This window comes from Streptomyces sp. NPDC058773 (genome assembly GCF_042746015.1).
Taxonomy (GTDB): Bacteria; Actinomycetota; Actinomycetes; order Streptomycetales; family Streptomycetaceae; genus Streptomyces.
On sequence record NZ_JBHYPE010000043.1, the window covers coordinates 37,434 to 57,788 of the forward strand.

Sequence of the window (20,355 nt, forward strand, 5' to 3'; positions counted from 1 at the left end):
CGGAGAAAACGGTGCGGGGCCGGGGGCGGTGCGGTTGCACCGGTCCCGGCCCCGACAGGGTACGACGAGGGCTCGCCCTCGTCATAGCTGCTACTGGTCGCGGAAGCGGACGATCTTGACGAACTCGTCCGCGTCCAGCGCCGCGCCGCCGATCAGCGCGCCGTCGACGTCGGGCTGCGCCATGATCGCGGCGACATTGCCGGACTTGACCGAGCCGCCGTACTGGATACGGACCTTGTCGGCCAGCTCCTGGCTGTAGAGCTCGGCGAGGCGGCCACGGATCGCACCGCAGACCTCCTGCGCGTCCTCGGGGGTGGCGACCTCGCCGGTGCCGATGGCCCACACCGGCTCGTAGGCGATCACGATCGTCTCGGCCTGCTCGGCCGGGACGTCCGCCAGCGCGCCGTCGACCTGGGCGAGGGTGTGCGCGACCTGGTGGCCGGCCTTGCGGACGTCCAGGCCCTCGCCGACGCACAGGATCGGGGTGAGGCCGTGCTTGAACGCGGCCTTGACCTTGGCGTTGCAGATCTCCTCGTTCTCGCCGTGGTACTGGCGGCGCTCGCTGTGGCCGATGGCCACGTACGCGCACTTGAGCTTGGCGAGCATCGGGCCGGAGATCTCACCGGTGTAGGCACCGGAGTCGTGCGCGGAGATGTCCTGGGCGCCGTACTTGATCTTGAGCTTGTCGCCGTCGACCAGCGTCTGCACCGACCGCAGATCGGTGAAGGGCGGCAGGACCGCGACCTCTACGGCGTCGAAGTCCTTGTCGGCGAGGGCGAAGGCGAGCTTCTGGACGTGGGCGATGGCCTCGAGGTGGTTGAGGTTCATCTTCCAGTTGCCCGCCATCAGCGGGGTGCGGTCAGTCACGTTGTTCAGTCCTCCAGAGCGGCGAGGCCGGGGAGCGTCTTGCCTTCGAGGTATTCGAGGCTGGCGCCACCGCCGGTCGAGATGTGGCCGAAAGCGGTCTCGTCGAATCCCAGCAGACGCACCGCGGCTGCCGAGTCACCGCCCCCCACGACGGTGAAGGCGGGCGAGTCCAGCAGCCCCTGGGCGACGGCGCGGGTGCCGCCGGCGTAGTCGGGGTGCTCGAAGACGCCCATCGGGCCGTTCCAGAAGACGGTGCCCGCGTCGGCGAGCTTCGCGGCGTAGAGCTCGCGGGTCTTCGGGCCGATGTCCAGGCCCTCCTGGTCGGCGGGGATGGCGTCCGCAGCGACGATCGCGGGGTTCGCGGGGGCCTTGGTCTTGAGATCCGGGAACTCGGCCGACACCAGCACGTCGACGGGGAGCACGAACTCCACACCGCGCTTCTCGGCCCGCGCCAGGTATTCCAGGCAGGCCGGGACCTGGTCCTCCTGGAGCAGCGAGATACCGACCTCGTGGCCCTTGGCCTTGAGGAAGGTGTACGCCATCCCGCCGCCGACCAGGATGCGGTCGGCCTTCTCGATCAGCTGGTCGATGACGGCCAGCTTGTCGGAGACCTTGGCGCCGCCCAGCGCGACCACGTAGGGGCGCTTGACGTCCTCGGTGAGCTTCTTCAGGACGCCGACCTCGGTGGCGATCAGGTCGCCGGCGGCGTGCGGAAGGCGCTGCGGCAGGTCGTAGACGGAGGCGTGCTTGCGGTGCACGGCGCCGAAGCCGTCGCCGACGTACAGGTCCGCGAGGGCGGCGAGCCGGTCGGCGAAGGCGCCGCGCTCGGCGTCGTCCTTGCTGGTCTCGCCCGCGTTGAAGCGGAGGTTCTCCAGCACGGCCACCTGGCCGTCGGCCAGGCCCGCGACCACGGAACCGGCGGACTCGCCGACCGTGTCCGTCGCGAACGCCACGTCCTGCCCGAGGATCTCACCCAGCCGCGCGGCCGCAGGGGCCAGCGAGAAGGCCGGGTCCGGGGCGCCCTTGGGACGGCCCAGGTGCGAGGCGACGATCACCTTGGCGCCGCGGGCGGCGAGCTTGGCGATCGTCGGGGCGACGGCACGGATCCTGCCGTCGTCGGTGATGGTGGTGCCGTCCAGCGGCACATTCAGGTCGGCGCGGACAAAGACGCGCTGCCCGGCGACCTCGAGGTCGTCGATCGTCTTCATGAGGAGTGACTCCGTGTTTGCGTAGCTCGGCCATGGGACGGGGCCCGTACGACGCTTCATCGCGTCATACGAGCCCCGTCCTCATCACATCTCGGTGCCTCGGTGTCAACCAGCGATCAGAGCTGCCCGCCGACGAAGGTGGTCAGGTCCACCAGGCGGTTGGAGTAGCCCCACTCGTTGTCGTACCAGCCGACGACCTTGACCTGCTTGCCCTGGGACATGGTCAGGGCGGAGTCGAAGGTACACGAGGCCGGGAAGTTCACGATGTCCGAGGAGACGATCGGGTCCTCGGTGTACTCCAGGATGCCCTTGAGCTGGCCCTCGGCGGCCTTCTGGAAGGCGGCGTTGATCTCGTCCCTGCTGACCTCGCGGTCGAGCTCCAGGACCAGGTCGGTGACCGAGCCGGTGGGTACCGGGACGCGCATGGCGATGCCGTCCAGCTTGCCCTTGAGCTGCGGGAGGACCAGGGCGGTGGCCTTGGCGGCACCGGTCGAGGTCGGAATGATGTTCTCCGCGGCGGCGCGGGCGCGGCGCAGGTCGCTGTGCGGGAAGTCCAGGATGCGCTGGTCGTTGGTGTACGCGTGGACCGTGGTCATCAGGCCCTTGACGATGCCGAAGTTCTCGTCGAGCACCTTCGCCATCGGCGCCACGCAGTTGGTGGTGCAGGAGGCGTTGGAGATGACGTGGTGGTTGGCCGCGTCGTACTTGTCGTTGTTGACGCCCATCACGATCGTGATGTCCTCGTCCTTGGCGGGCGCGGAGATCAGGACCTTCTTGGCGCCGGCGGCGAGGTGTTTGGCGGCGTCCGCGCGCTTGGTGAAGATGCCGGTCGACTCGACGACGATGTCGGCGCCGAGCTCGCCCCAGGGGAGGTTGGCCGGGTCGCGCTCGGCCATCGTCTTGAACGTCTGGTTGCCGACCGTGATGGTGTCGTCGGTGTGGCTGACGTCCTGCTTGAGACGACCCAGGATGGTGTCGTACTTCAGCAGGTGGACCAGGGTGGCGTTGTCGGTCAGGTCGTTGACACCGACGATCTCGATGTCCGCGCCCTGCTCCAGGAGCGCGCGGAAGTAGTTGCGACCAATGCGGCCGAATCCGTTGATGCCTACGCGGATCGTCACGAACCGATCTCCTCGTTAGGTACGCCGATGGGTCACCGGCGAGCTGTATGGGCTGTCCCCGACCGCCTCCGACCCTACCCCCAAAAAGAGACGTACGTGACATTGACAAACGGGCCTTCGACCCCTCAAACGAGCAGCTACAGAAGGGCTTCTGGCCCCTCAAACGAGCGAGCCCAGAGGCGCTCCCGGTGCCTCAAACGAGCGGTTTGAACTGCCCTCGTGCCCGCCCACCCGCGCCTCCCCCGACGACACCGTTCGGAAGTGACGCCGGGGGCGCGAGGGGATGCCCGGCGGGGTGCGGGGCGCCGGTCGTCAGCCGACCATGCCCTCGGCGAGTTCCTCGGTGAGGTTGGACTCGGTGCCGGGGATGCCGAGGTCCTGGGCGCGCTTGTCGGCCATCGCCAGCAGCCGGCGGATCCGGCCGGCGACCGCGTCCTTGGTCAGCGGCGGGTCGGCGAGGGCGCCCAGCTCCTCCAGCGAGGCCTGCTTGTGCTCCATGCGCAGCCGGCCGGCCGCCGCGAGGTGCTCGGGGACCTCCTCGCCCAGGATCTCCAGGGCCCGCTGGACCCGGGCACCGGCGGCGACCGCGGCGCGCGCCGAGCGGCGGAGGTTGGCGTCGTCGAAGTTGGCGAGGCGGTTGGCCGTGGCCCGGACCTCACGGCGCATCCGCCGCTCCTCCCATGCGAGCACCGACTCATGGGCGCCGAGCCGCGTCAGCAGCGCGCCGATCGCGTCACCGTCACGGACGACCACGCGGTCCACCCCGCGCACCTCCCGGGCCTTGGCGCCGATGCCGAGCCGGCGGGCCGCACCGACCAGCGCGAGCGCCGCCTCGGGACCGGGGCAGGTGACCTCCAGGGACGAGGAGCGGCCCGGTTCGGTCAGCGAGCCGTGCGCCAGGAACGCGCCGCGCCAGGCCGCCTCGGCATCGCAGGTCGCGCCGGAGACCACCTGCGGGGGCAGTCCGCGGATGGGGCGGCCGCGACCGTCGACCAGGCCGGTCTGGCGCGCCAGCTGGTCGCCGCCGGCCACGACCCGGACGACGTAGCGGCTGCCGCGCCGCAGGCCGCCGGGGGCCATCACCACCAGGTCGGAGCTGTGCCCGAAGATCTCCAGGATGTCCTTGCGCAGCCGCCGGGCGGCGATGCCGGTGTCCAGCTCCGCCTCGATCACGATGCGTCCGCTGACCAGGTGCAGACCGCCCGCGAACCGCAGGATCGACGAGACCTCCGACTTCCGGCAGCAGGTCCGGGTGACGGGGAGCCGGGAGATTTCATCCTTCACCGCTGCCGTCATCGCCATGGGCCGATCCTTCCATGCATCCGAAAAATACGGTCGTACGCGGCTGCCAGCAGCTCCGGGTCGTGCCGGTCGGGGGCTCCCCCGGCGCTCGGCCGGGCGTCGTCTCCTTGTGCGGCGACCGCCGCCAGCTCGACCTCGCTGCCGACCAGCTGCTTCGCGGCAACCGTCAGACCTTCGGTGTCGGGCACGGCGGCCTTGTCGGCCAGCACCACGTCGAAGGCGAGTTTAGGGGCGTGTCGGGCCAAAACCTCCAAATGACGCTGCGGGGAGAAGCCATCGGTTTCGCCCGGTTGGGGCGCAAGGTTGAGCGACAGGACCTTCCGGGCCTTGGTCTCCTCCAGCGCCTCGCGCAGCTCCGGCACCAGCAGATGCGGGATCACGGAGGAGAACCAGGAGCCGGGACCGAGCACCACCCAGTCGGCGTCCCGCACCGCGGCGACCGCCTCGGGGACGGCCGGCGGGTCCTCGGGGACCACATGGACGGACTGGACCTCGCCGCGGGTGAGCGCGACGGTGGCCTGGCCGCGGACCGTGGAGACCTCGGTCGGACGGACCGGATCATGGCCCCTGACCTGGGCCTGGAGCTCCAGTGGCACCGCCGACATGGGGAGCACCCGGCCGTGCGCGCCCAGCAGCTTGCCGACCAGGTCGAGCGCCTGGACATGATCACCCAGCTGCTCCCACAGGGCGACGATCAGCAGATTGCCGACCGCGTGGTCGTGCAGCTCGCCCTCGCTCTGGAAGCGGTGCTGGATCACCCGGGACCAGGTCTGGCCCCAGTCGTCGTCACCGCACAGCGCGGCCAGCGCCTTGCGCAGATCGCCGGGCGGCAGCACGCCCAGCTCGTCGCGGAGCCGGCCGCTGGAGCCGCCGTCGTCGGCGACCGTGACGACGGCGGTCAGATCACCGGTGATACGGCGCAGCGCGGTCAGCGAGGCGGACAGGCCCATGCCGCCGCCCAGCGCCACCACCTTGGGGGTGGCGCCCTTCGTGGTACGGACGCTGGGGACGAACCTGCGGACCCGGCGCAGCCGTGGTGTACGCCCGCTCACTCGCGCCCCATGTCCCGGTGGACGACGACGGTTTCCACCCCTTCGGAGACCAGGCGGCGGGCGAGCTTCTCGGACATCGCGACGCTGCGGTGCTTGCCGCCCGTGCAGCCCACGGCGATGGTCACATAGCGCTTGCCCTCGCGGCGGTAGCCCTCGGCGACGATCCGCAGCAGCTCGGCGTAGCCGTCCAGGAACTCCTTGGAACCGGGCTGGCTGAAGACGTAGTGGGAGACCTCGTCGTTGAGGCCGGTGAAGGGGCGCAGCTCGGGGACCCAGTGCGGGTTGGGGATGAAGCGGCAGTCGATGACCATGTCGGCGTCGACCGGGAGGCCGTACTTGAAGCCGAAGGACATGACCGTGGCGCGCAGCTCGGGCACCTCCTCGCCCGCGAACTGCGCGTCCATCTTGGCGCGCAGCTCATGGACGTTGAGGCTGGAGGTGTCGATGACCAGGTCGGCGTCGCCGCGCAGCTCGCGCAGCAGATTCCGCTCGGCGGCGATGCCGTCGACGATCCGGCCGTCGCCCTGGAGGGGGTGCGGGCGGCGCACCGATTCGAACCGGCGCACCAGGGCCTCGTCAGAGGACTCCAGGAAGACGATGCGGCGCTTGACGTTCTGCGCGTCAAGGGTGGCCAGCGACTCCTTGAGGTTGGCGAAGAAGCGACGGCCGCGGACGTCGACGACGACCGCGATCCGCGCGACGTTGCCCTGCGAGCGGGCGCCCAGCTCGACCATCGGCGCGATCAGCTCGGGCGGGATGTTGTCGACCACGAACCAGCCGAGGTCCTCCAGACACTTCGCGGCCGTGCTGCGGCCGGCGCCGGACATCCCGGAGATGATCACCAACTCGGGGATCGCGGCGCTCTCGCCCTGGTCGGTCGTGCCCGTACTCACCTGTGCACCGTCTCTCTCGGTTTCCTGCGGTTCCTGCGGTGTGCTCATCGGTCCTGCCCCCGTTCTGCTGACAACGCGGCCGGCGGGGCCCCGTCATCCTCAATGATCTCTCCTGTGGCGGTGTTCACCGCGGGGGCGGACGGTGCCGCCCCGGCCAGCGCGGCGGCGACGGTCTCGGCCGTCTTGCGGCCGACGCCCGGCACCTCGCAGATCTCGTCGATCGTCGCGGCCCGCAGCTTCTTCAGCGAGCCGAAGTGCTTGAGCAGCGCCCGGCGGCGGGTCTCGCCCAGCCCTGCGACGGCGTCGAGCGGTGAGGACTTCAGCCGCTTGGTGCGCTTGCTGCGCTGGTAGGCGATCGCGAAGCGGTGGGCTTCGTCCCGGACGCGCTGGAGGAGGTAGAGCCCCTCGCTGCTGCGCGGCAGCACCACCGGGTCGTCGTCCTCGGGCAGCCAGACCTCTTCGAGGCGTTTGGCCAGGCCGCAGACCGCGACATCGTCGATGCCGAGCTCGTCGAGGGCCCGGCGGGCGGCCGCGACCTGCGGGGCGCCGCCGTCGACCACCACGAGCTGCGGCGGGTAGGCGAAGCGCTTGGGGCGGCCGTCCTCGTCGGTCGGGCGGCCGGCCATGGGGTCCGGCTCGTCGTCCGGGACCGCCGGGCCGGGGCCGGCTGAGGCCGTGGCGCCGTTGTCGTCGACCCGGGCGTCCGCGGCCGGCTCCTCCGTCCACTCGCCGGCCTTCTGCTTCTCCTGGAGGTAGCGCTTGAAGCGGCGGCCGATGACCTCGTGCATGGACCGGACATCGTCCTGGCCCTGGAAGGTCTTGATCTGGAAGCGGCGGTATTCGCTCTTCCGGGCGAGACCGTCCTCGAACACCACCATCGAGGCGACGACGTCATCGCCCTGGAGGTGCGAGATGTCGAAGCACTCGATGCGCAGCGGCACCGACTCCAGGCCGAGCGCCTCGGCGATCTCCTCCAGGGCGCGGGAGCGGGTGGTCAGGTCGGAGGCGCGCTTGGTCTTGTGCAGCGCCAGGGCCTGCTGGGCGTTGCGGGCGACCGTGGCCATCAGGTCCTTCTTGTCGCCGCGCTGCGGGATGCGCAGCGAGACCTGGGAGCCCCGGCGCCCGGACAGCCACTGGGCGATCGGTTCGACGGGCTCGGGGAGCGCCGGGACCAGGACCTCCTTGGGGACGGCGTCGCCCCGCTCCTCGCCGTACAGCTGCTGGAGGGCGTGCTCGACCAGATCGCCGGTGGTGACGGCCTCGACCTTGTCGGTGACCCAGCCGCGCTGGCCGCGCACCCGGCCGCCGCGGACGTGGAAGATCTGGACGGCGGCTTCCAGCTCGTCCTCGGCCACGGCGATCAGATCGGCGTCGGTGGCGTCGGCGAGCACCACGGCGCTCTTCTCCATGGCCCGCTTGAGCGCCCCTATGTCGTCCCGCAGCCGGGCGGCGCGCTCGTACTCCATCTCCTCCGCCGCGTCCTGCATCTGACGCTCCAGACGGCGGATGTAGGCGCCGGTGCGGCCGGCCATGAAGTCGCAGAATTCCTCGGCGAGTTCGTGGTGTTCCCCGGCGGAGATGCGGCCGACGCAGGGGGCCGCGCACTTGCCGATGTAGCCGAGCAGGCAGGGGCGGCCGATCTGGGCGGAGCGCTTGAACACCCCGGCGGAGCAGGTCCGTACGGGGAAGACACGGAGCATCAGGTCGACGGTCTCGCGGATGGCCCAGGCGTGTCCGTACGGACCGAAGTAGCGCACGCCCTTCTTCTTGGCGCCGCGCATGACCTGGACGCGCGGGAACTCCTCGTTGAGGGTCACCGCGAGGTACGGATAGCTCTTGTCGTCGCGGTACTTGACGTTGAAGCGGGGGTCGAACTCCTTGATCCAGGTGTATTCGAGCTGGAGCGCCTCGACCTCGGTGGTGACGACGGTCCACTCCACGGAGGCGGCGGTGGTGACCATCGTGCGGGTACGCGGATGGAGGCCGGCCAGGTCCTGGAAGTAGCTGGCCAGCCGCTGGCGCAGGCTCTTGGCCTTGCCGACGTAGATGACCCGGCCGTGTTCGTCGCGGAACTTATAGACCCCCGGCGAGTCGGGGATCTGTCCCGGCTTGGGTCGATAGCTGCTGGGGTCTGCCATGCCCACCACCCTACTGACCGCCACTGACAAGCACGGCCCGCGGACCGGTCCGGCTGGCGGGCGGGCGGGGTGGGTCGAGTGGGCGACAGAGGCGGGCGGCAGGGGGGCGGCGGTGGGCGGGGCGGCCCGGCGGTGGGCTCGCGAGGCAGCCCTCCTTCCCCCACCCCGAATCCACCCCCGCCCCCTCCTCCCGAAGGGGGAGGAGGGGGCGGGGCGGGGACGGCCTGCCGTGCTCCCTTCAGCCGCTGCGGCGCCGGCGCACCGCCACCGCGGCGGAGAGCGCCAGGGCCAGTACGGAGGCGGCGCCCGCCAGGGTCGTGGCCGCGGTCACCGGCAGGCTGTCGTCCGTGAACGCGCCCGCCGTGACCGGCCGCTGGGGCGGCGCCGGCCGGGCCAGGTGTTCGTCGGCGCCGGCCGCCGCCGGCCCGTAGCCGCCGGCCTCGCCGCGCCGGTCGTACGCGGAGCCCGGCAGCTTGTCCCCGTAGGCCTTCGCCACCCGCTTCCGGTAGGCGGCGACGGTGGTGCCGTCCGCCCCGACGGCCTTGCGGGCATCGGCGTCCAGCGGCTCGATCCGGTCACCGCGCTGCACGTACCAGGCGTCGATCTGCGGCTCGTGGAAGACGGTGCCGCCCTTCGCCCGCGCGGTCCCGGCCGCGGTGTAGCGGGTCTCGTCGTCGCCGTCGGCGATGTTGACGATCTTCCAGGCGGGGCCTTTCCGCACGGTCCATACGGAGGCCGTGCGGCCGTCGGCGGCGACCGCCTTGCTGGCGAGGAACTCCAGCCGGGCGACCGGGGCCGCACTTCTGCCGCGTACGAAGTCCGGCGACAGGACGTAGACCGGGACGGTGCTGCCCTCGATGCGTGGGGCCCCGTGCGCGGCGCCGGGGGCCATGGCCTGTGTACCGGCGCGGCGGCGGTCGGCGGCGAAGAAACGGGCGAGGGTGTCCCGTGTCGCGGGGGCGGTGGCCGCCGCGCGGGCGGCCGCGACGCTCGCGGCGGCCGGGGCCTGCGGTGCGGGCACGGGTGCGGGTGCGGCCAGTGCGGCATGCGGGGCGAGGCCGAGGAGGGTGGTCGCGAACACTCCGGTGGCGACGGCGCGGCGGGTGGTGCGGACGGCGGTGCGCTTCGTCATGCCCTCAGGCTCCTATCCGGTAGAGGGAGTGCGTCCAGGAGAAGGAGCTTCCGTTCATGTAGTAATCGAAATCGCCCCAGTTGTAGCGGGAGTTGGTCGCCCAGGGATCACCCCAGTAAATCCAGTTTCGATCTGTGTCATAGCCATAGACCACGTGCATATGGCCACCGCCGGAGGACCACTGGATGCGGGTCTCGACGGGCCGGTTGGCGTCGATCTCGCCCTGCACGGTGCCGTATGGGAGCGCGCCGGACACATAGGAGCCCGCGTTGATGCCCATCCAGTTGAGGGCGGTCTGCACATTGCCGAGGGTGGCCTGGTCGTTGGGGCAGGTGCTGCCCTGCCGGCGGTTGAAGGCGGCGTTGCAGAACTGGTTCTGGCTGTAGTTCCTGCCGTACCAGGTCGCGATGGTGTTGCCGGAGGCGGCCCAGCACCAGTTGGTGTTCTCCTGGGCCTGCATGGCGATGTCGAGGCGGTTGGCAGCGAGGCGGGGCACGGCGGCCGCTTCCGTGGCGGCAGCAGCGTGCGCCGGGGGCGTACGGGGCGCGGCCGAGGCGACGGCCGCGCCGCTGAACAGGGTCAGTGCTGCGGTGACGAGCGCTGCGGCCGACAGCTCTCTGCGGCGGGAACGGCGTGCGTGGGGTGCACGGGTCATGGCGTTCCTCCCTGACATGGGGGGTGAGGAGGGAGAGGAGCGCATCCGGATGCTGCTGAGGAGCATCAGGTGTTGTCGCAGGCAGGTCAACACGCTTCAATGCCGGAGGACATGGGGGTGTGGACGGACGGGCCCGGATGTGAACGGCCGGTGCCCGGCGTACTGCAGTGAACAGACAGGCAGCGTGTGCAGCGCGCGATCCGGTTGTGAACGTTCACCCGCGCGCCGGAGGAATGAGTCAATGGCACAGAAGACCCCACAGTCGGCCGAGCTGGCACAGCTTCTGCAGACCGGCCCGTTCCATCTCGCGCTGCGCTCCGCGCTCACCGTGCGCGGGCTCGCCCTCACCCGCGTCCAGCACAAGCTCGCCCAGCGTGGCATCACCATCGGCGTGACCAGTCTGAGCTACTGGCAGCAGGGCGCCCGGCGGCCGCAGCGCCCCGAGTCGCTGCGCGCGGTGCGGGCCCTGGAAGAGGTCCTGGACCTGCCCGCGCACTCGCTGCACCGGCTGCTGGTGCCGGAGGGCGCCACCCGCCCGGAGGCCGAGCGGCCGCCGCTCGCCCGCTCGTACCGCTCCCTGATAGCACCGTCCGCCGCGCTCCAGCAGCTGTTCGCCGAGCTGGAGTCCCCCATGGACGGCGGGCTGCACACCGTGGGCCACCACGAACGGGTCGCCATCGGGTCCGGCCGTCAGCTCCTCGCCCGCGAATCGCTCCAGGTGGTCCGGGCGCACCGGGACGGCGTGGACCGCTATGTCGCCATCCACCGGGGCGAGGCGGGCTGCGAGACGTCCCGGGTGCGGGTGCGGGCCGCGGAGAACTGCCGGCTGGGCCGGGTCCGCGGGCACGCCGAGACCGGGGTGGTGGTCGCCGAGCTGCTCTTCGACGCCCGGCTGCGGGCCGGTGACACCCATGTCTTCGGCTACGCCTTCGAGGACGGCAGCGGCGGTCCGAGCAGCGAGTATCTGCGCGGCTTCACCTTCTCCGGCGGGCAGTACGTCCTTCAGGTGCGGTTCGACGAGGCGGCGCTGCCGGTGCGCTGCCGCCGCTTCGCCCAGACCTCCGCGGGCGCCCCGCGCAGCGGCCAGCAGGAGCTGACGCTCAGCGGGCGGCACCGCGCCGTGCACCTCGTGGAGCAGGGGGTACGCCCCGGGATACTGGGCATCGCCTGGGACTGGGGGTGAGTCCGTACGGTGCGGGCGGGCCGGAGATTCCGTACGGTGCGGGCCGGCCGGCGCCTCAGCCCGCGATCAGCTTGCCGTCCTTGGACTTGACCGGGACCTCGGGCAGCGGCTCGGACGCCGGGCCCTGGAGGACCTTGCCGGTGGTGACGTCGAAGCGGCTGCCGTGGCAGGGGCAGCTGCCCTCCTTCTTCTCGACGTCGGACAGGATGCAGCCGGCGTGGGTGCACTTGGCGCTGAAGCACTTGTAGGTGCCCTTCGCGGGCTGCGACACGACGAGCCGGTCCTCGCGGTAGAGCTTGGCGCCGCCGACCGGCACGTCGGCCGCGGCCCCGAGTTCCACCGGCTTCTCGGGCACCGCCGAGGCGTTCGCGCCCGAGTCCCCCGGTGAGCAGGCCGCCAGCCCGAAGCCGGCGGCCCCGGCGAGCGCGGCCCCCCGCAGCACGGTTCGGCGGTCGGGGGACTGGCTCATGGCTGCTCCAGGGGTCGGGGGGAGGGAGGTATGGAGGCGGCGGGCGCTGACCGGCTCCCGACGATACCGGCACAGATCGCTCCGCTTCCGGCCGGGCCGGGGGCGCCCCCCGACGAGCAGCACCTCTGCCCGATCCTGACCGGCTCGATCCGTGCCCGCCCGATCCCTGCCCGCGTGATCCGCCCCCGTTCGATCCGTCGCTGCTTGATCAATGGCCGCGTCCTGTCACCGGGGCCGAGGACCCGGGCGACCGCTTTGCGGGCTCCACGGAGCACGGAGCGCTCAGGGCGTAAACGATTGCGTAAGCGTTTACGTGTACCGTCGGGTGCTCGTAGTGTGGTGGCTTCCGCGGGACGGAGCCCCGGTGCCGGGGCAGCGCCATGAGGCGGCACGCATGGGAGGAAGGGCCGGATGACGACGATGGTGGATGTGGCGCGGCGGGCGGGGGTCTCGGTCGCCACCGTGTCGCATGTGCTGAACGAGACGCGGCCGGTGCGCCCCGGCACCCGCGCCGCGGTGCTCGGCGCCATCGACGAGCTCGGCTACACCCACAACACCCTGGCCCGCTCCCTGGTCACTTCCCGCACCCGCTCGATCGGCCTGGCGGTCTCCGCGATCAGCAACCCGTATTTCACCGAGATTCTGCAGGGCGTCGAGGCCGGTGCCCTGGAGGCCGGTTACAGCCTGCTGATCGCCGACCCGCACGACGACCCGCGGCACGAGCGCACGGTCGTCCAGCTGCTGCACGAGCGACGGGTGGACGGCGTGATCGTCGCGCCCAGCGCGGAGCCCGGGGAGATGGTGGACTATCTGACCCGGCGCAAGGTGCCGGCGGTCTTCCTGGACCGGCTGGCCGGCGACGGCCATGATCAGGTGTGCGCCGAGAACACCGGTCCGGTGCATCAACTCGTCGGGCATCTGGCCGACTTGGGGCACACCCGGATCGGCCTGGTGGCCGGTCTCCCCGGGCTGAGCACCACGACCGAGCGGGTCGCGGGCTACCGCGAGGGGCTGCGCGCCCGCGGACTGCCTTTCGAGCCCGGACTTCTCGCCGGCGGCAACTCCGAGGCGGCGGGCGCCCAGGCCGCCACCCGGCAGCTGCTCGCCGCGGCGAAACCGCCCACCGCGCTCGTCACCGCGAACAACGCGATGACCATCGGCGCGCTGCGGGCGCTGCGCGAACTGGGCCGGGAGGTGCCTCGTGACACCGCGCTGGCCTGCTTCGACGACTTCTCGTGGGCGGACCTGTTCACGCCCCGGCTGACCGCGATCGCCCAGCCCAGCAAGGAGATCGGGGCGGCGGCGGTGCGGCTGTTGCTGGAGCGTCTGGAGGAGCCCGATCGGCCCCCGCGCACCCTCCGCCTCCCCTGCGCCTTTGCGCACCGTACGTCGTGCGGCTGCGCCGAACCCGCCCAGGCCATGCGCCCGGCCGCACCCCAGGCCGCTCAGGAAAGGAACCGCACCCCGTGATCGTCGTCGCCGGCGAGGCGCTGATCGACCTCGTCCCCAGCCAGAAGCCCGTTGCGCCCGCCCCCGTCCGGGACGGCGCCCCCGCCCCGGGCACCCCGTTGCCGGCGTTGTTGCCACAGCGCGGTGGCGGCCCGTACAACACCGCGGTCGCGCTGGGGCGGCTGGGCTCGCCCGCCGCGTTCTGCTCCCGGATCTCCACCGATGCCTTCGGCGAAGCGCTGCTGGACGGGCTGCGCGGCGGCGGGGTGGACACCTCTCTGGTGCAGCGCGGCGGGGAGCCGACCACGCTGGCCGTGGCGGACATCAGCCCGGACGGGTCGGCGGGCTACGGCTTCTATGCCGAGGGCACCGCCGACCGGCTCTTCGCCCTGCCGGCGGCGCTGCCCGCCGCGGCGCGGGCGCTCTCCCTGGGCACCTGCTCGCTCGTCCTGGAACCGGGCGCGAGTGCGTACGAGGCCCTGCTGCGCCGGGAGGCCGGACGGGGTGTGTTCACGGCGCTCGACCCCAACGTCCGGCCCGGTCTGATCCCCGATCCGGACGCCTACCGGGCCCGCTTCCGTTCCTGGCTCCCCGACCTCGCCCTGCTGAAGCTCTCCGAGGAGGACGCCCTGTGGCTGGCGGGCGCCGACGGGGGGCCGGGTGACGCCGTGGGCCGCGACGCGGTCCTGGCGGCGGCGAAGGAGTGGCTGGCAGCGGGGCCCGCGGCGATCGTCCTCACCCACGGCGGGGACGGGCTGACGGTGCTGACGGCGGGCGGCGGGGAGCTGACGGTGCCCGGCGAGCGGGTCACCGTCGTCGACACCATCGGTGCCGGCGACACGGTCAATGCCGCGCTGCTGCACCGGCTGGACGCCCATGACGCCCTCTCACGCACCGCCGTCGCCGCCCTCGGCGACGAGGACTGGCACGACATCCTGCGCTTCGCCGCCCGCGCGGCCGCCGTCACCTGCTCACGGGCGGGCGCGGAGCCGCCGTTCGCCGGGGAGTTGGCGGCGTAGACGCGAAGGGCCGTCGGCGGCGGGTGCGGGCGGGCGCGCTCCGCTCGCGGAGTACGGGCCGGTGGTCTGCGGCGCAGGCCTACGGCCGGTGGTCAGACGGCGGCCCGCCACGCCCCGCCGTCTCACACCACGGGCCGCCACCGCACCGTCGTACGGAGCTGCGGTGACGGCCCGGTGGCAACGGCCCGATCGGCGTCAGGAGGTCCGGCGGGTCCCTGCCGTCGTCTTCTTGGCCGCGGTCTTCTTCGCTGCGGTCTTCTTGGCCGCCGGCTTCCTGGCGGAGGCCTTCACCGGCGCGGCATCGCTGACGCGGTCGCCGAGGATCTCCCGCAGGAACTTGCCGGTGTGGCTGGCCGGGATGGACGCGATGTCCTCGGGGGTGCCTTCGGCGACGACCAGGCCGCCGCCGTTTCCGCCCTCGGGGCCCATGTCGATGACCCAGTCCGCCGTCTTGATCACATCGAGGTTGTGCTCGATGACGATCACCGTGTTGCCCTTGTCGACCAGGCCGGACAGCACATTGATCAGCTTGCTGATGTCGTCGAAGTGCAGACCGGTGGTCGGCTCGTCGAGGACATAGACCGTGCTGCCCGTCGAGCGCTTCTGGAGCTCGCTGGCCAGCTTGACGCGCTGCGCCTCACCACCGGAGAGCGTCGGCGCGGACTGCCCGAGCCGGACATAGCCGAGGCCGACCTCGTGGAGCGTCTTGAGATGCCGGGCGATGGTCGGCACCGCCTCGAAGAAGCTCAGGGCCTCCTCGATGGGCATGTCCAGCACCTCGGCGATGGACTTGCCCTTGTAGTGGACCTCCAGCGTCTCGCGGTTGTAGCGCGCCCCGTGGCAGACCTCGCACGGCACGTAGACGTCCGGCAGGAAGTTCATCTCGATCTTGATGGTGCCGTCGCCGGAGCAGTTCTCGCAGCGGCCGCCCTTGACGTTGAAGGAGAAGCGGCCCGGCAGATAGCCGCGGACCTTGGCCTCCATCGTCTCCGCGAAAAGCTTGCGGACGTGGTCGAAGACGCCGGTGTAGGTGGCCGGGTTGGAGCGCGGGGTGCGGCCGATCGGCGACTGGTCGACATGCACGACCTTGTCCACCAGATCGTCACCGGCGACCCGGGTGTGCCGGCCCGGCACCGACTTGGCGCCGTTCAGCTCGCGCGCGAGGTGGGTGTAGAGGATGTCGTTGACCAGCGTCGACTTGCCGGAGCCGGAGACTCCGGTGACGGCGGAGAACACCCCGAGCGGGAAGGAGACGTCGATGTCGCGGAGGTTGTTCTCCTTCGCGCCGTGCACCGTCAGCTGCCGCGCCGGGTCGGCGGGCCGCCGGATATCCGGGGTGGCGATGGCCTTCTTGCCGGACAGGTAGTGGCCGGTGATCGAATCCTTGTTGGTCAGCAGCTGCTTCATGGGGCCGCTGTGCACGACCTTGCCGCCGTGCTCACCGGCGCCCGGACCGATGTCCACCACCCAGTCGGCGACCTTGATGGTGTCCTCGTCGTGCTCGACGACGATCAGGGTGTTGCCCATGTCGCGCAGCCGGACCAGGGTTTCGATCAGCCGGTGGTTGTCGCGCTGGTGCAGACCGATGGACGGCTCGTCCAGGACGTAGAGCACGCCCACCAGGCCGGAGCCGATCTGGGTGGCGAGGCGGATGCGCTGGGCCTCGCCGCCGGAGAGGGTGCCGGCCGCGCGGTTCAGCGAGAGGTAGTCCAGGCCGACGTCGACCAGGAACTTCAGCCGCTCGTTGACCTCCTTGAGGACCCGCTCGGCGATCTTCTTCTCGCGCGCGGTGAGCTTCATCTCCCGCAGGAATTCGGCGCAGTCGCTGATCGACATGGCCGCGACCTCGGCGATCGACTTCTGCTGGACCGTGACGGCGAGCACGATCGGCTTGAGCCGCGTCCCCTCACAGGTCGGGCAGGGCACCTCGCGCATATAGCCCTCGAAGCGCTCCCGGCTGCTGTCGCTCTCCGCTTCGGAGTGCCGCCGCTTGACGAACGGCACCGCGCCCTCGAAGGGGGTGGTGTAGGCCCGCTCGCGACCGTACCGGTTGCGGTAGCGCACCTCGATCTGGGTCTTGTGGCCGTGCAGCAGGGCCTTCTTGGCGCGGGCCGGCAGCCCGGCCCAGGGGAGGTCCGTACGGAATCCGAGGGCGTCGGCCAGGGCGCCGACCAGGCGGCCGAAGTAGTCCTTGGTGTGGCCGTGCGACCAGGGGTGGATCGCGCCCTCGTCGAGGGAGCGGTCCTCGTCGGGGACGATCAGCTCGGGGTCGACCTCCATGCGGGTGCCGATGCCGGTGCAGTCCGGGCAGGCGCCGAAGGGCGAGTTGAAGGAGAAGGAGCGGGGCTCCAGCTCCTCGAAGGAGAGGTCGTCGTAGGCGCAGTACAGATGCTCCGAGTACATCCGCTCGCGCTGCGGGTCGTCCTGGTCCAGGTCGACGAAGTCGAGGATGACCATGCCGCCGGAGAGCCCGAGGGCGGTCTCGACGGAGTCGGTCAGCCGCCGCTTGGCGCTGTCCTTGACGGTGAGGCGGTCGACGACCACCTCGATGGTGTGCTTCTCCTGCTTCTTCAGCTTCGGCGGCTCGGCGAGATGGATCGTCTCCCCGTCCACCCGCGCCCGGCTGTAGCCCTTGGTCTGGAGGTCGGAGAAGAGATCGACGAACTCGCCCTTGCGCTCGCGCACCAGCGGGGAGAGCACCTGGAAGCGGCTGCCCTCGGGGAGTTCGAGCACCTTGTCGACGATGGCCTGCGGCGACTGCCGGGCGATCGGCCGTCCGCACTCGGGACAGTGCGGCTTGCCGATCCGGGCGAAGAGCAGCCGGAGGTAGTCATAGACCTCAGTGATCGTGCCGACCGTCGAGCGCGGGTTGCGCGAGGTCGACTTCTGGTCGATCGATACCGCGGGGGACAGGCCCTCGATGAAGTCCACATCGGGCTTGTCCATCTGCCCGAGGAACTGCCGGGCATAGGAGGAGAGCGACTCGACATAGCGCCGCTGCCCCTCGGCGAAGATCGTGTCGAAGGCGAGCGAGGACTTGCCCGACCCGGAGAGCCCCGTGAAGACGATGAGGGAGTCGCGGGGGAGGTCGAGCGAGACGTTCTTGAGGTTGTGCTCGCGAGCGCCACGGACGATGAGACGGTCGGCCACGCCGGTCGGCACCTTTCTTGGAAGGGGGCGGGAGCCGCGGCTCTGCGTCCGCCGCCCGGTGAATGAGCAGAGGCGGCGAAGCGGAGCGGAGCCCCCGCCCCAGGGTATGGGCCCGCCGCGGCACTGTCTGTGGGATGCCACTCACGAGCTTATAGCACGCACATTCGATTTAGCGGACTCGCAAGCCCTGTTCACCCGAACGTGTGGCGGCCGCACAATCTTCCCGCCCCGCCGCACGCCCGTACGCTGCGGAAACGCCCCCGTCAAGCGAAGCCGGGCAGCGCCCGCTCCAGCGCATCGAACGTACGCCGCAGCACCTCCGACTGCCCCACGGCCACCTCGTCCACCGGGTCACCCCCGAGCTGCCGGGCCGCGGCCTCGACGTACGCCACCCTGATCGCCGCGACGATCAGCGCCGCGCCCAGCCGGGCGTCATGGCCGGGGCGCTCGGCGTCGCCGCCGGTGGCCTCGGCGAGCGTCGCGGCGAGCGTGTGCTCCATCTCCTCGACCGCCTCCCGCCCCCGCGCGCGCAGGGCCGGCGAGTCCAGCACCGTGCGCCAGAAGTGCTCGAACCCCTCCCCCACCGCGCCCAGCGGATGCCGCTCCGCCAGCAGGCCGAGCACGAGCCGGCGCAGCGCGGCGAGCGGCGGCTCATCGGCGCCGCGCTCCCGTACGGCGCGGGCGATCAGCTCCCGGGCCTCGGGAATCCGGTCGAGGAAGAGGTCCTCCTTGCGCGGGAAGTAGTTGAAGACCGTCATCGTCGACACCTCGGCGGCGCGGGCCACCTCGGCGACGGTGACGTTGTCGAAGCCGCGCTGGATGAACAGCAGCGTGGCCTCTCCGGAGATCCGCTGCCGGGTGCGCAGCTTCTTGCGCTCGCGGAGCGTCAGCCGCCCCTCCTCCACTCCGAACCCGGTCTCCGGCTGCCGGCCCCCTTGCCGCATACCGTCCGCCACCCGCTCACCACCGGGCCGTTCCTCATCCGCCATGGCCAGAATTTTGCCATCTTTTATTCGCAACAAATTTTTAGTCACTACACTCCTGTGCATGACGCATGACGCAGACGTAGTGGTGGCAGGGGGCGGCCCGGTGGGGCTGATGCTCGCCTGCGAACTCGCACTGGCGGGGGTCCCGGTGGTCGTCCTGGAGCGGCTGACCGAAGTGGACACGAAGATCAAGGCGGGGGCCATCAACTCCCCCAGCTCGGAGGCGTTTTACCGGCGCGGGATGCTGCCCGGCCTGGTGGAGGCGCAGCGCGCGGCCCTGGAGAAGTTCAGCGCGTTCCTGCGGCAGCGGCAGGCCGCCGGGGCCTCCTCGGTGCGGCAGCCGCCGAAGTTCGCCGGGCATTTCGCGGGCATCATGCTGCGCGGCGATCTGCTGGACGGGTCCGACCCGGACTTCGACGGCCTCGGCCCCGCCGCCGAGGTCGGCCTCGTGCCGCAGGAGGCCCTGGAGCGGCTGCTCGGTGCCCGCGCCGCCGAGCTGGGCGTCGACCTGCGCCGCGGGGTGACCCTGACCGGCTTCGACGCCGACGACGACGGCGTCCAGGTGCACACCTCGCACGGGTCGCTGCGCACCGGCTGGCTGGCCGGCTGCGACGGCGGCCGCAGTACGGTCCGCCGCCTCGCCGGCTTCCCGTTCCCCGGAACCGCCCCCGAGATCACCGGCCACCAGGCCATCGTGGAGATGACCGGCGCCGAGAGGCTGGGCGCCGGCTGGAACTGGACGGAGACCGGGACGTACGCCCACGGGCCGATGCCCGGCCGGATCCTCACCGTGGAGTTCGACGGGCCGCCCGAGGACCGCGAAGCCCCCGTCACCGCCGAGGAGTTGGAGGAGTCCCTGCGCAAGGTGTCCGGAGTACCGGACGTCCGGATCCACAAGGTGCTCTCGGCGACCCGGTTCACGGACAACGCGCGCCAGGTACCCGACTACCGTTCCGGCCGGGTACTACTGGCCGGCGACGCCGCCCATGTGCACTCGCCGTTCGGCGGCCAGGGGCTGAACCTCGGTATCGGGGACGCGATGAACCTCGGCTGGAAACTGGCCGCCACGGTGCGCGGCCACGCGCCGGCGGGGCTGCTCGACACGTACACCGCCGAGCGGCACCCCCTGGGCGCGTGGGTGCTGGAGTGGACCCGGGCCCAAGTGGCCCTGATGCGGCCGGAGTCGCACGCCAGGGCGCTGCGCGGAGTGCTCACGGAACTGACCGGGACGGTGGACGCCACCACCTTCTTCACCAAGAAGATCTCCGGTGCCGGACAGCGCTACGACCTGCCCGGCGACCACCCGCTGACCGGCCGCAGCGCACCGGACCTGGAGCTTTCCGACGGGACCCGGCTCGCCGGTCATCTGCACGACGGGCGCGGCCTGTTGCTCGATCTCGCCGATGACGCCGAGGTGCGCAAGCGCGCCGCGGGGTACGACGGCCGGGTGCGGGTGGTCACCGCGGGCTGCGCCGAGCGGCCCGGCCTGGCCGGTCTGCTGGTGCGGCCGGACGGCTGCACCGCCTGGGCGGCGGACTCCGGCGCCCAGGACACCCGGGACGGTCTGGAGACGGCGCTCCGGAGCTGGTTCGGCGCACCGGACGACGCAGCGTCCTGACCGCAGCGGCGGGGGGGCGGGTTGGGGCGGCACCCCCCGCCAACCCCCCCCCCCCCCCCCGCCCAAACCCCCCCCCCGGCCCCCCCCCACCCCCCCCCCCCCCCCACGCCCCA

16 protein-coding genes are annotated in these 20,355 nt (G+C 71.6%); 4 read left to right on the forward strand and 12 right to left on the reverse strand.

Going from position 1 to position 20,355, the window contains the following annotated elements:
* Window positions 1-90: 90 nt before the first annotated feature.
* From tpiA to ACFW5B_RS28510, 9 genes are all read right to left on the reverse strand, one after another.
* Window positions 91-867 carry a triose-phosphate isomerase gene (gene tpiA / locus ACFW5B_RS28470; protein WP_386445508.1) on the reverse strand — a complete coding sequence of 259 codons (777 nt, stop codon included), beginning with the start codon at window positions 865-867 and terminating at the stop codon, window positions 91-93.
* 5 nt (window positions 868-872) lie between these two features.
* Window positions 873-2,075, reverse strand: coding sequence for a phosphoglycerate kinase (locus ACFW5B_RS28475; RefSeq protein ID WP_386445511.1), 1,203 nt, complete (start codon window positions 2,073-2,075; stop codon window positions 873-875).
* Between the two features lie 116 nt (window positions 2,076-2,191).
* Complete coding sequence (gene gap / locus ACFW5B_RS28480; protein ID WP_386445513.1) at window positions 2,192-3,196, reverse strand: type I glyceraldehyde-3-phosphate dehydrogenase; 1,005 nt, start codon at window positions 3,194-3,196, stop codon at window positions 2,192-2,194.
* 312 nt (window positions 3,197-3,508) lie between these two features.
* Entirely contained in the window at window positions 3,509-4,498 is a 990-nt protein-coding gene (gene whiA / locus ACFW5B_RS28485; protein WP_018091880.1) for a DNA-binding protein WhiA, read from the reverse strand.
* The gene (gene yvcK, locus ACFW5B_RS28490) at window positions 4,489-5,550 is read right to left on the reverse strand and encodes a uridine diphosphate-N-acetylglucosamine-binding protein YvcK (protein ID WP_386445517.1); all 1,062 of its coding nucleotides are present in this window, start codon (window positions 5,548-5,550) and stop codon (window positions 4,489-4,491) included. Before yvcK ends, whiA begins: the two co-directional genes overlap by 10 nt.
* Window positions 5,547-6,491 carry an RNase adapter RapZ gene (rapZ, locus tag ACFW5B_RS28495; protein WP_386445520.1) on the reverse strand — a complete coding sequence of 315 codons (945 nt, stop codon included), beginning with the start codon at window positions 6,489-6,491 and terminating at the stop codon, window positions 5,547-5,549. Before rapZ ends, yvcK begins: the two co-directional genes overlap by 4 nt.
* The gene (uvrC, locus tag ACFW5B_RS28500; RefSeq protein ID WP_386445523.1) at window positions 6,488-8,581 is read right to left on the reverse strand and encodes an excinuclease ABC subunit UvrC; all 2,094 of its coding nucleotides are present in this window, start codon (window positions 8,579-8,581) and stop codon (window positions 6,488-6,490) included. The genes rapZ and uvrC overlap by 4 nt, the downstream gene beginning before the upstream one ends.
* Window positions 8,582-8,819: 238 nt before the next feature.
* Window positions 8,820-9,713 (reverse strand): hypothetical protein, encoded by an 894-nt coding sequence (locus tag ACFW5B_RS28505; RefSeq protein ID WP_386445526.1) that lies wholly within the window; start codon window positions 9,711-9,713, stop codon window positions 8,820-8,822.
* A 4-nt stretch (window positions 9,714-9,717) separates the two neighbouring features.
* Window positions 9,718-10,368 (reverse strand): papain-like cysteine protease family protein, encoded by a 651-nt coding sequence (locus tag ACFW5B_RS28510; protein ID WP_386445529.1) that lies wholly within the window; start codon window positions 10,366-10,368, stop codon window positions 9,718-9,720.
* A 241-nt stretch (window positions 10,369-10,609) separates the two neighbouring features.
* Here ACFW5B_RS28510 and ACFW5B_RS28515 point away from each other — a divergent pair, with 241 nt between their 5' ends.
* Window positions 10,610-11,551, forward strand: coding sequence for a hypothetical protein (locus tag ACFW5B_RS28515; protein WP_386445532.1), 942 nt, complete (start codon window positions 10,610-10,612; stop codon window positions 11,549-11,551).
* Window positions 11,552-11,606: 55 nt separating this feature from the next.
* On the opposite strand, the gene ACFW5B_RS28520 is transcribed toward ACFW5B_RS28515, so the two are convergent.
* The gene (locus tag ACFW5B_RS28520; protein WP_386445535.1) at window positions 11,607-12,020 is read right to left on the reverse strand and encodes a Rieske (2Fe-2S) protein; all 414 of its coding nucleotides are present in this window, start codon (window positions 12,018-12,020) and stop codon (window positions 11,607-11,609) included.
* A gap of 411 nt (window positions 12,021-12,431) precedes the next feature.
* On the opposite strand from ACFW5B_RS28520, the gene ACFW5B_RS28525 reads away from it, so the two are divergent.
* Both ACFW5B_RS28525 and ACFW5B_RS28530 read left to right on the forward strand, forming a co-directional pair.
* A complete protein-coding gene (locus ACFW5B_RS28525; protein ID WP_386445538.1) occupies window positions 12,432-13,490 on the forward strand; it encodes a LacI family DNA-binding transcriptional regulator in 1,059 nt (352 codons plus the stop codon).
* Complete coding sequence (locus tag ACFW5B_RS28530; RefSeq protein WP_386445540.1) at window positions 13,487-14,488, forward strand: carbohydrate kinase; 1,002 nt, start codon at window positions 13,487-13,489, stop codon at window positions 14,486-14,488. Before ACFW5B_RS28525 ends, ACFW5B_RS28530 begins: the two co-directional genes overlap by 4 nt.
* Window positions 14,489-14,683: 195 nt before the next feature.
* Here ACFW5B_RS28530 and uvrA read toward each other — a convergent pair whose 3' ends face one another.
* Together uvrA and ACFW5B_RS28540 are read right to left on the reverse strand one after the other, a co-directional pair.
* Complete coding sequence (uvrA, locus tag ACFW5B_RS28535; RefSeq protein ID WP_386445543.1) at window positions 14,684-17,638, reverse strand: excinuclease ABC subunit UvrA; 2,955 nt, start codon at window positions 17,636-17,638, stop codon at window positions 14,684-14,686.
* Between the two features lie 263 nt (window positions 17,639-17,901).
* The gene (locus tag ACFW5B_RS28540; RefSeq protein ID WP_386445545.1) at window positions 17,902-18,627 is read right to left on the reverse strand and encodes a TetR/AcrR family transcriptional regulator; all 726 of its coding nucleotides are present in this window, start codon (window positions 18,625-18,627) and stop codon (window positions 17,902-17,904) included.
* Window positions 18,628-18,685: 58 nt separating this feature from the next.
* Here ACFW5B_RS28540 and ACFW5B_RS28545 point away from each other — a divergent pair, with 58 nt between their 5' ends.
* Complete coding sequence (locus ACFW5B_RS28545; protein ID WP_386445548.1) at window positions 18,686-20,242, forward strand: FAD-dependent monooxygenase; 1,557 nt, start codon at window positions 18,686-18,688, stop codon at window positions 20,240-20,242.
* Window positions 20,243-20,355: the final 113 nt, after the last annotated feature.

Bases quoted from the DNA above. Each gene is read 5' to 3' on its own strand.
- ACFW5B_RS28475 (WP_386445511.1), bottom strand. From the start codon at position 2,075: ATGAAGACGATCGACGACCTCGAGGTCGCCGGGCAGCGCGTCTTTGTC.
- whiA (WP_018091880.1), bottom strand. From the start codon at position 4,498: ATGGCGATGACGGCAGCGGTGAAGGATGAAATCTCCCGGCTCCCCGTC.
- rapZ (WP_386445520.1), bottom strand. From the start codon at position 6,491: ATGAGCACACCGCAGGAACCGCAGGAAACCGAGAGAGACGGTGCACAG.
- uvrC (WP_386445523.1), bottom strand. From the start codon at position 8,581: ATGGCAGACCCCAGCAGCTATCGACCCAAGCCGGGACAGATCCCCGAC.
- ACFW5B_RS28505 (WP_386445526.1), bottom strand. From the start codon at position 9,713: ATGACGAAGCGCACCGCCGTCCGCACCACCCGCCGCGCCGTCGCCACC.
- ACFW5B_RS28510 (WP_386445529.1), bottom strand. From the start codon at position 10,368: ATGACCCGTGCACCCCACGCACGCCGTTCCCGCCGCAGAGAGCTGTCG.
- ACFW5B_RS28515 (WP_386445532.1), top strand. From the start codon at position 10,610: ATGGCACAGAAGACCCCACAGTCGGCCGAGCTGGCACAGCTTCTGCAG.
- ACFW5B_RS28520 (WP_386445535.1), bottom strand. From the start codon at position 12,020: ATGAGCCAGTCCCCCGACCGCCGAACCGTGCTGCGGGGGGCCGCGCTC.
- ACFW5B_RS28525 (WP_386445538.1), top strand. From the start codon at position 12,432: ATGACGACGATGGTGGATGTGGCGCGGCGGGCGGGGGTCTCGGTCGCC.
- ACFW5B_RS28540 (WP_386445545.1), bottom strand. From the start codon at position 18,627: ATGGCGGATGAGGAACGGCCCGGTGGTGAGCGGGTGGCGGACGGTATG.
- ACFW5B_RS28545 (WP_386445548.1), top strand. From the start codon at position 18,686: ATGACGCATGACGCAGACGTAGTGGTGGCAGGGGGCGGCCCGGTGGGG.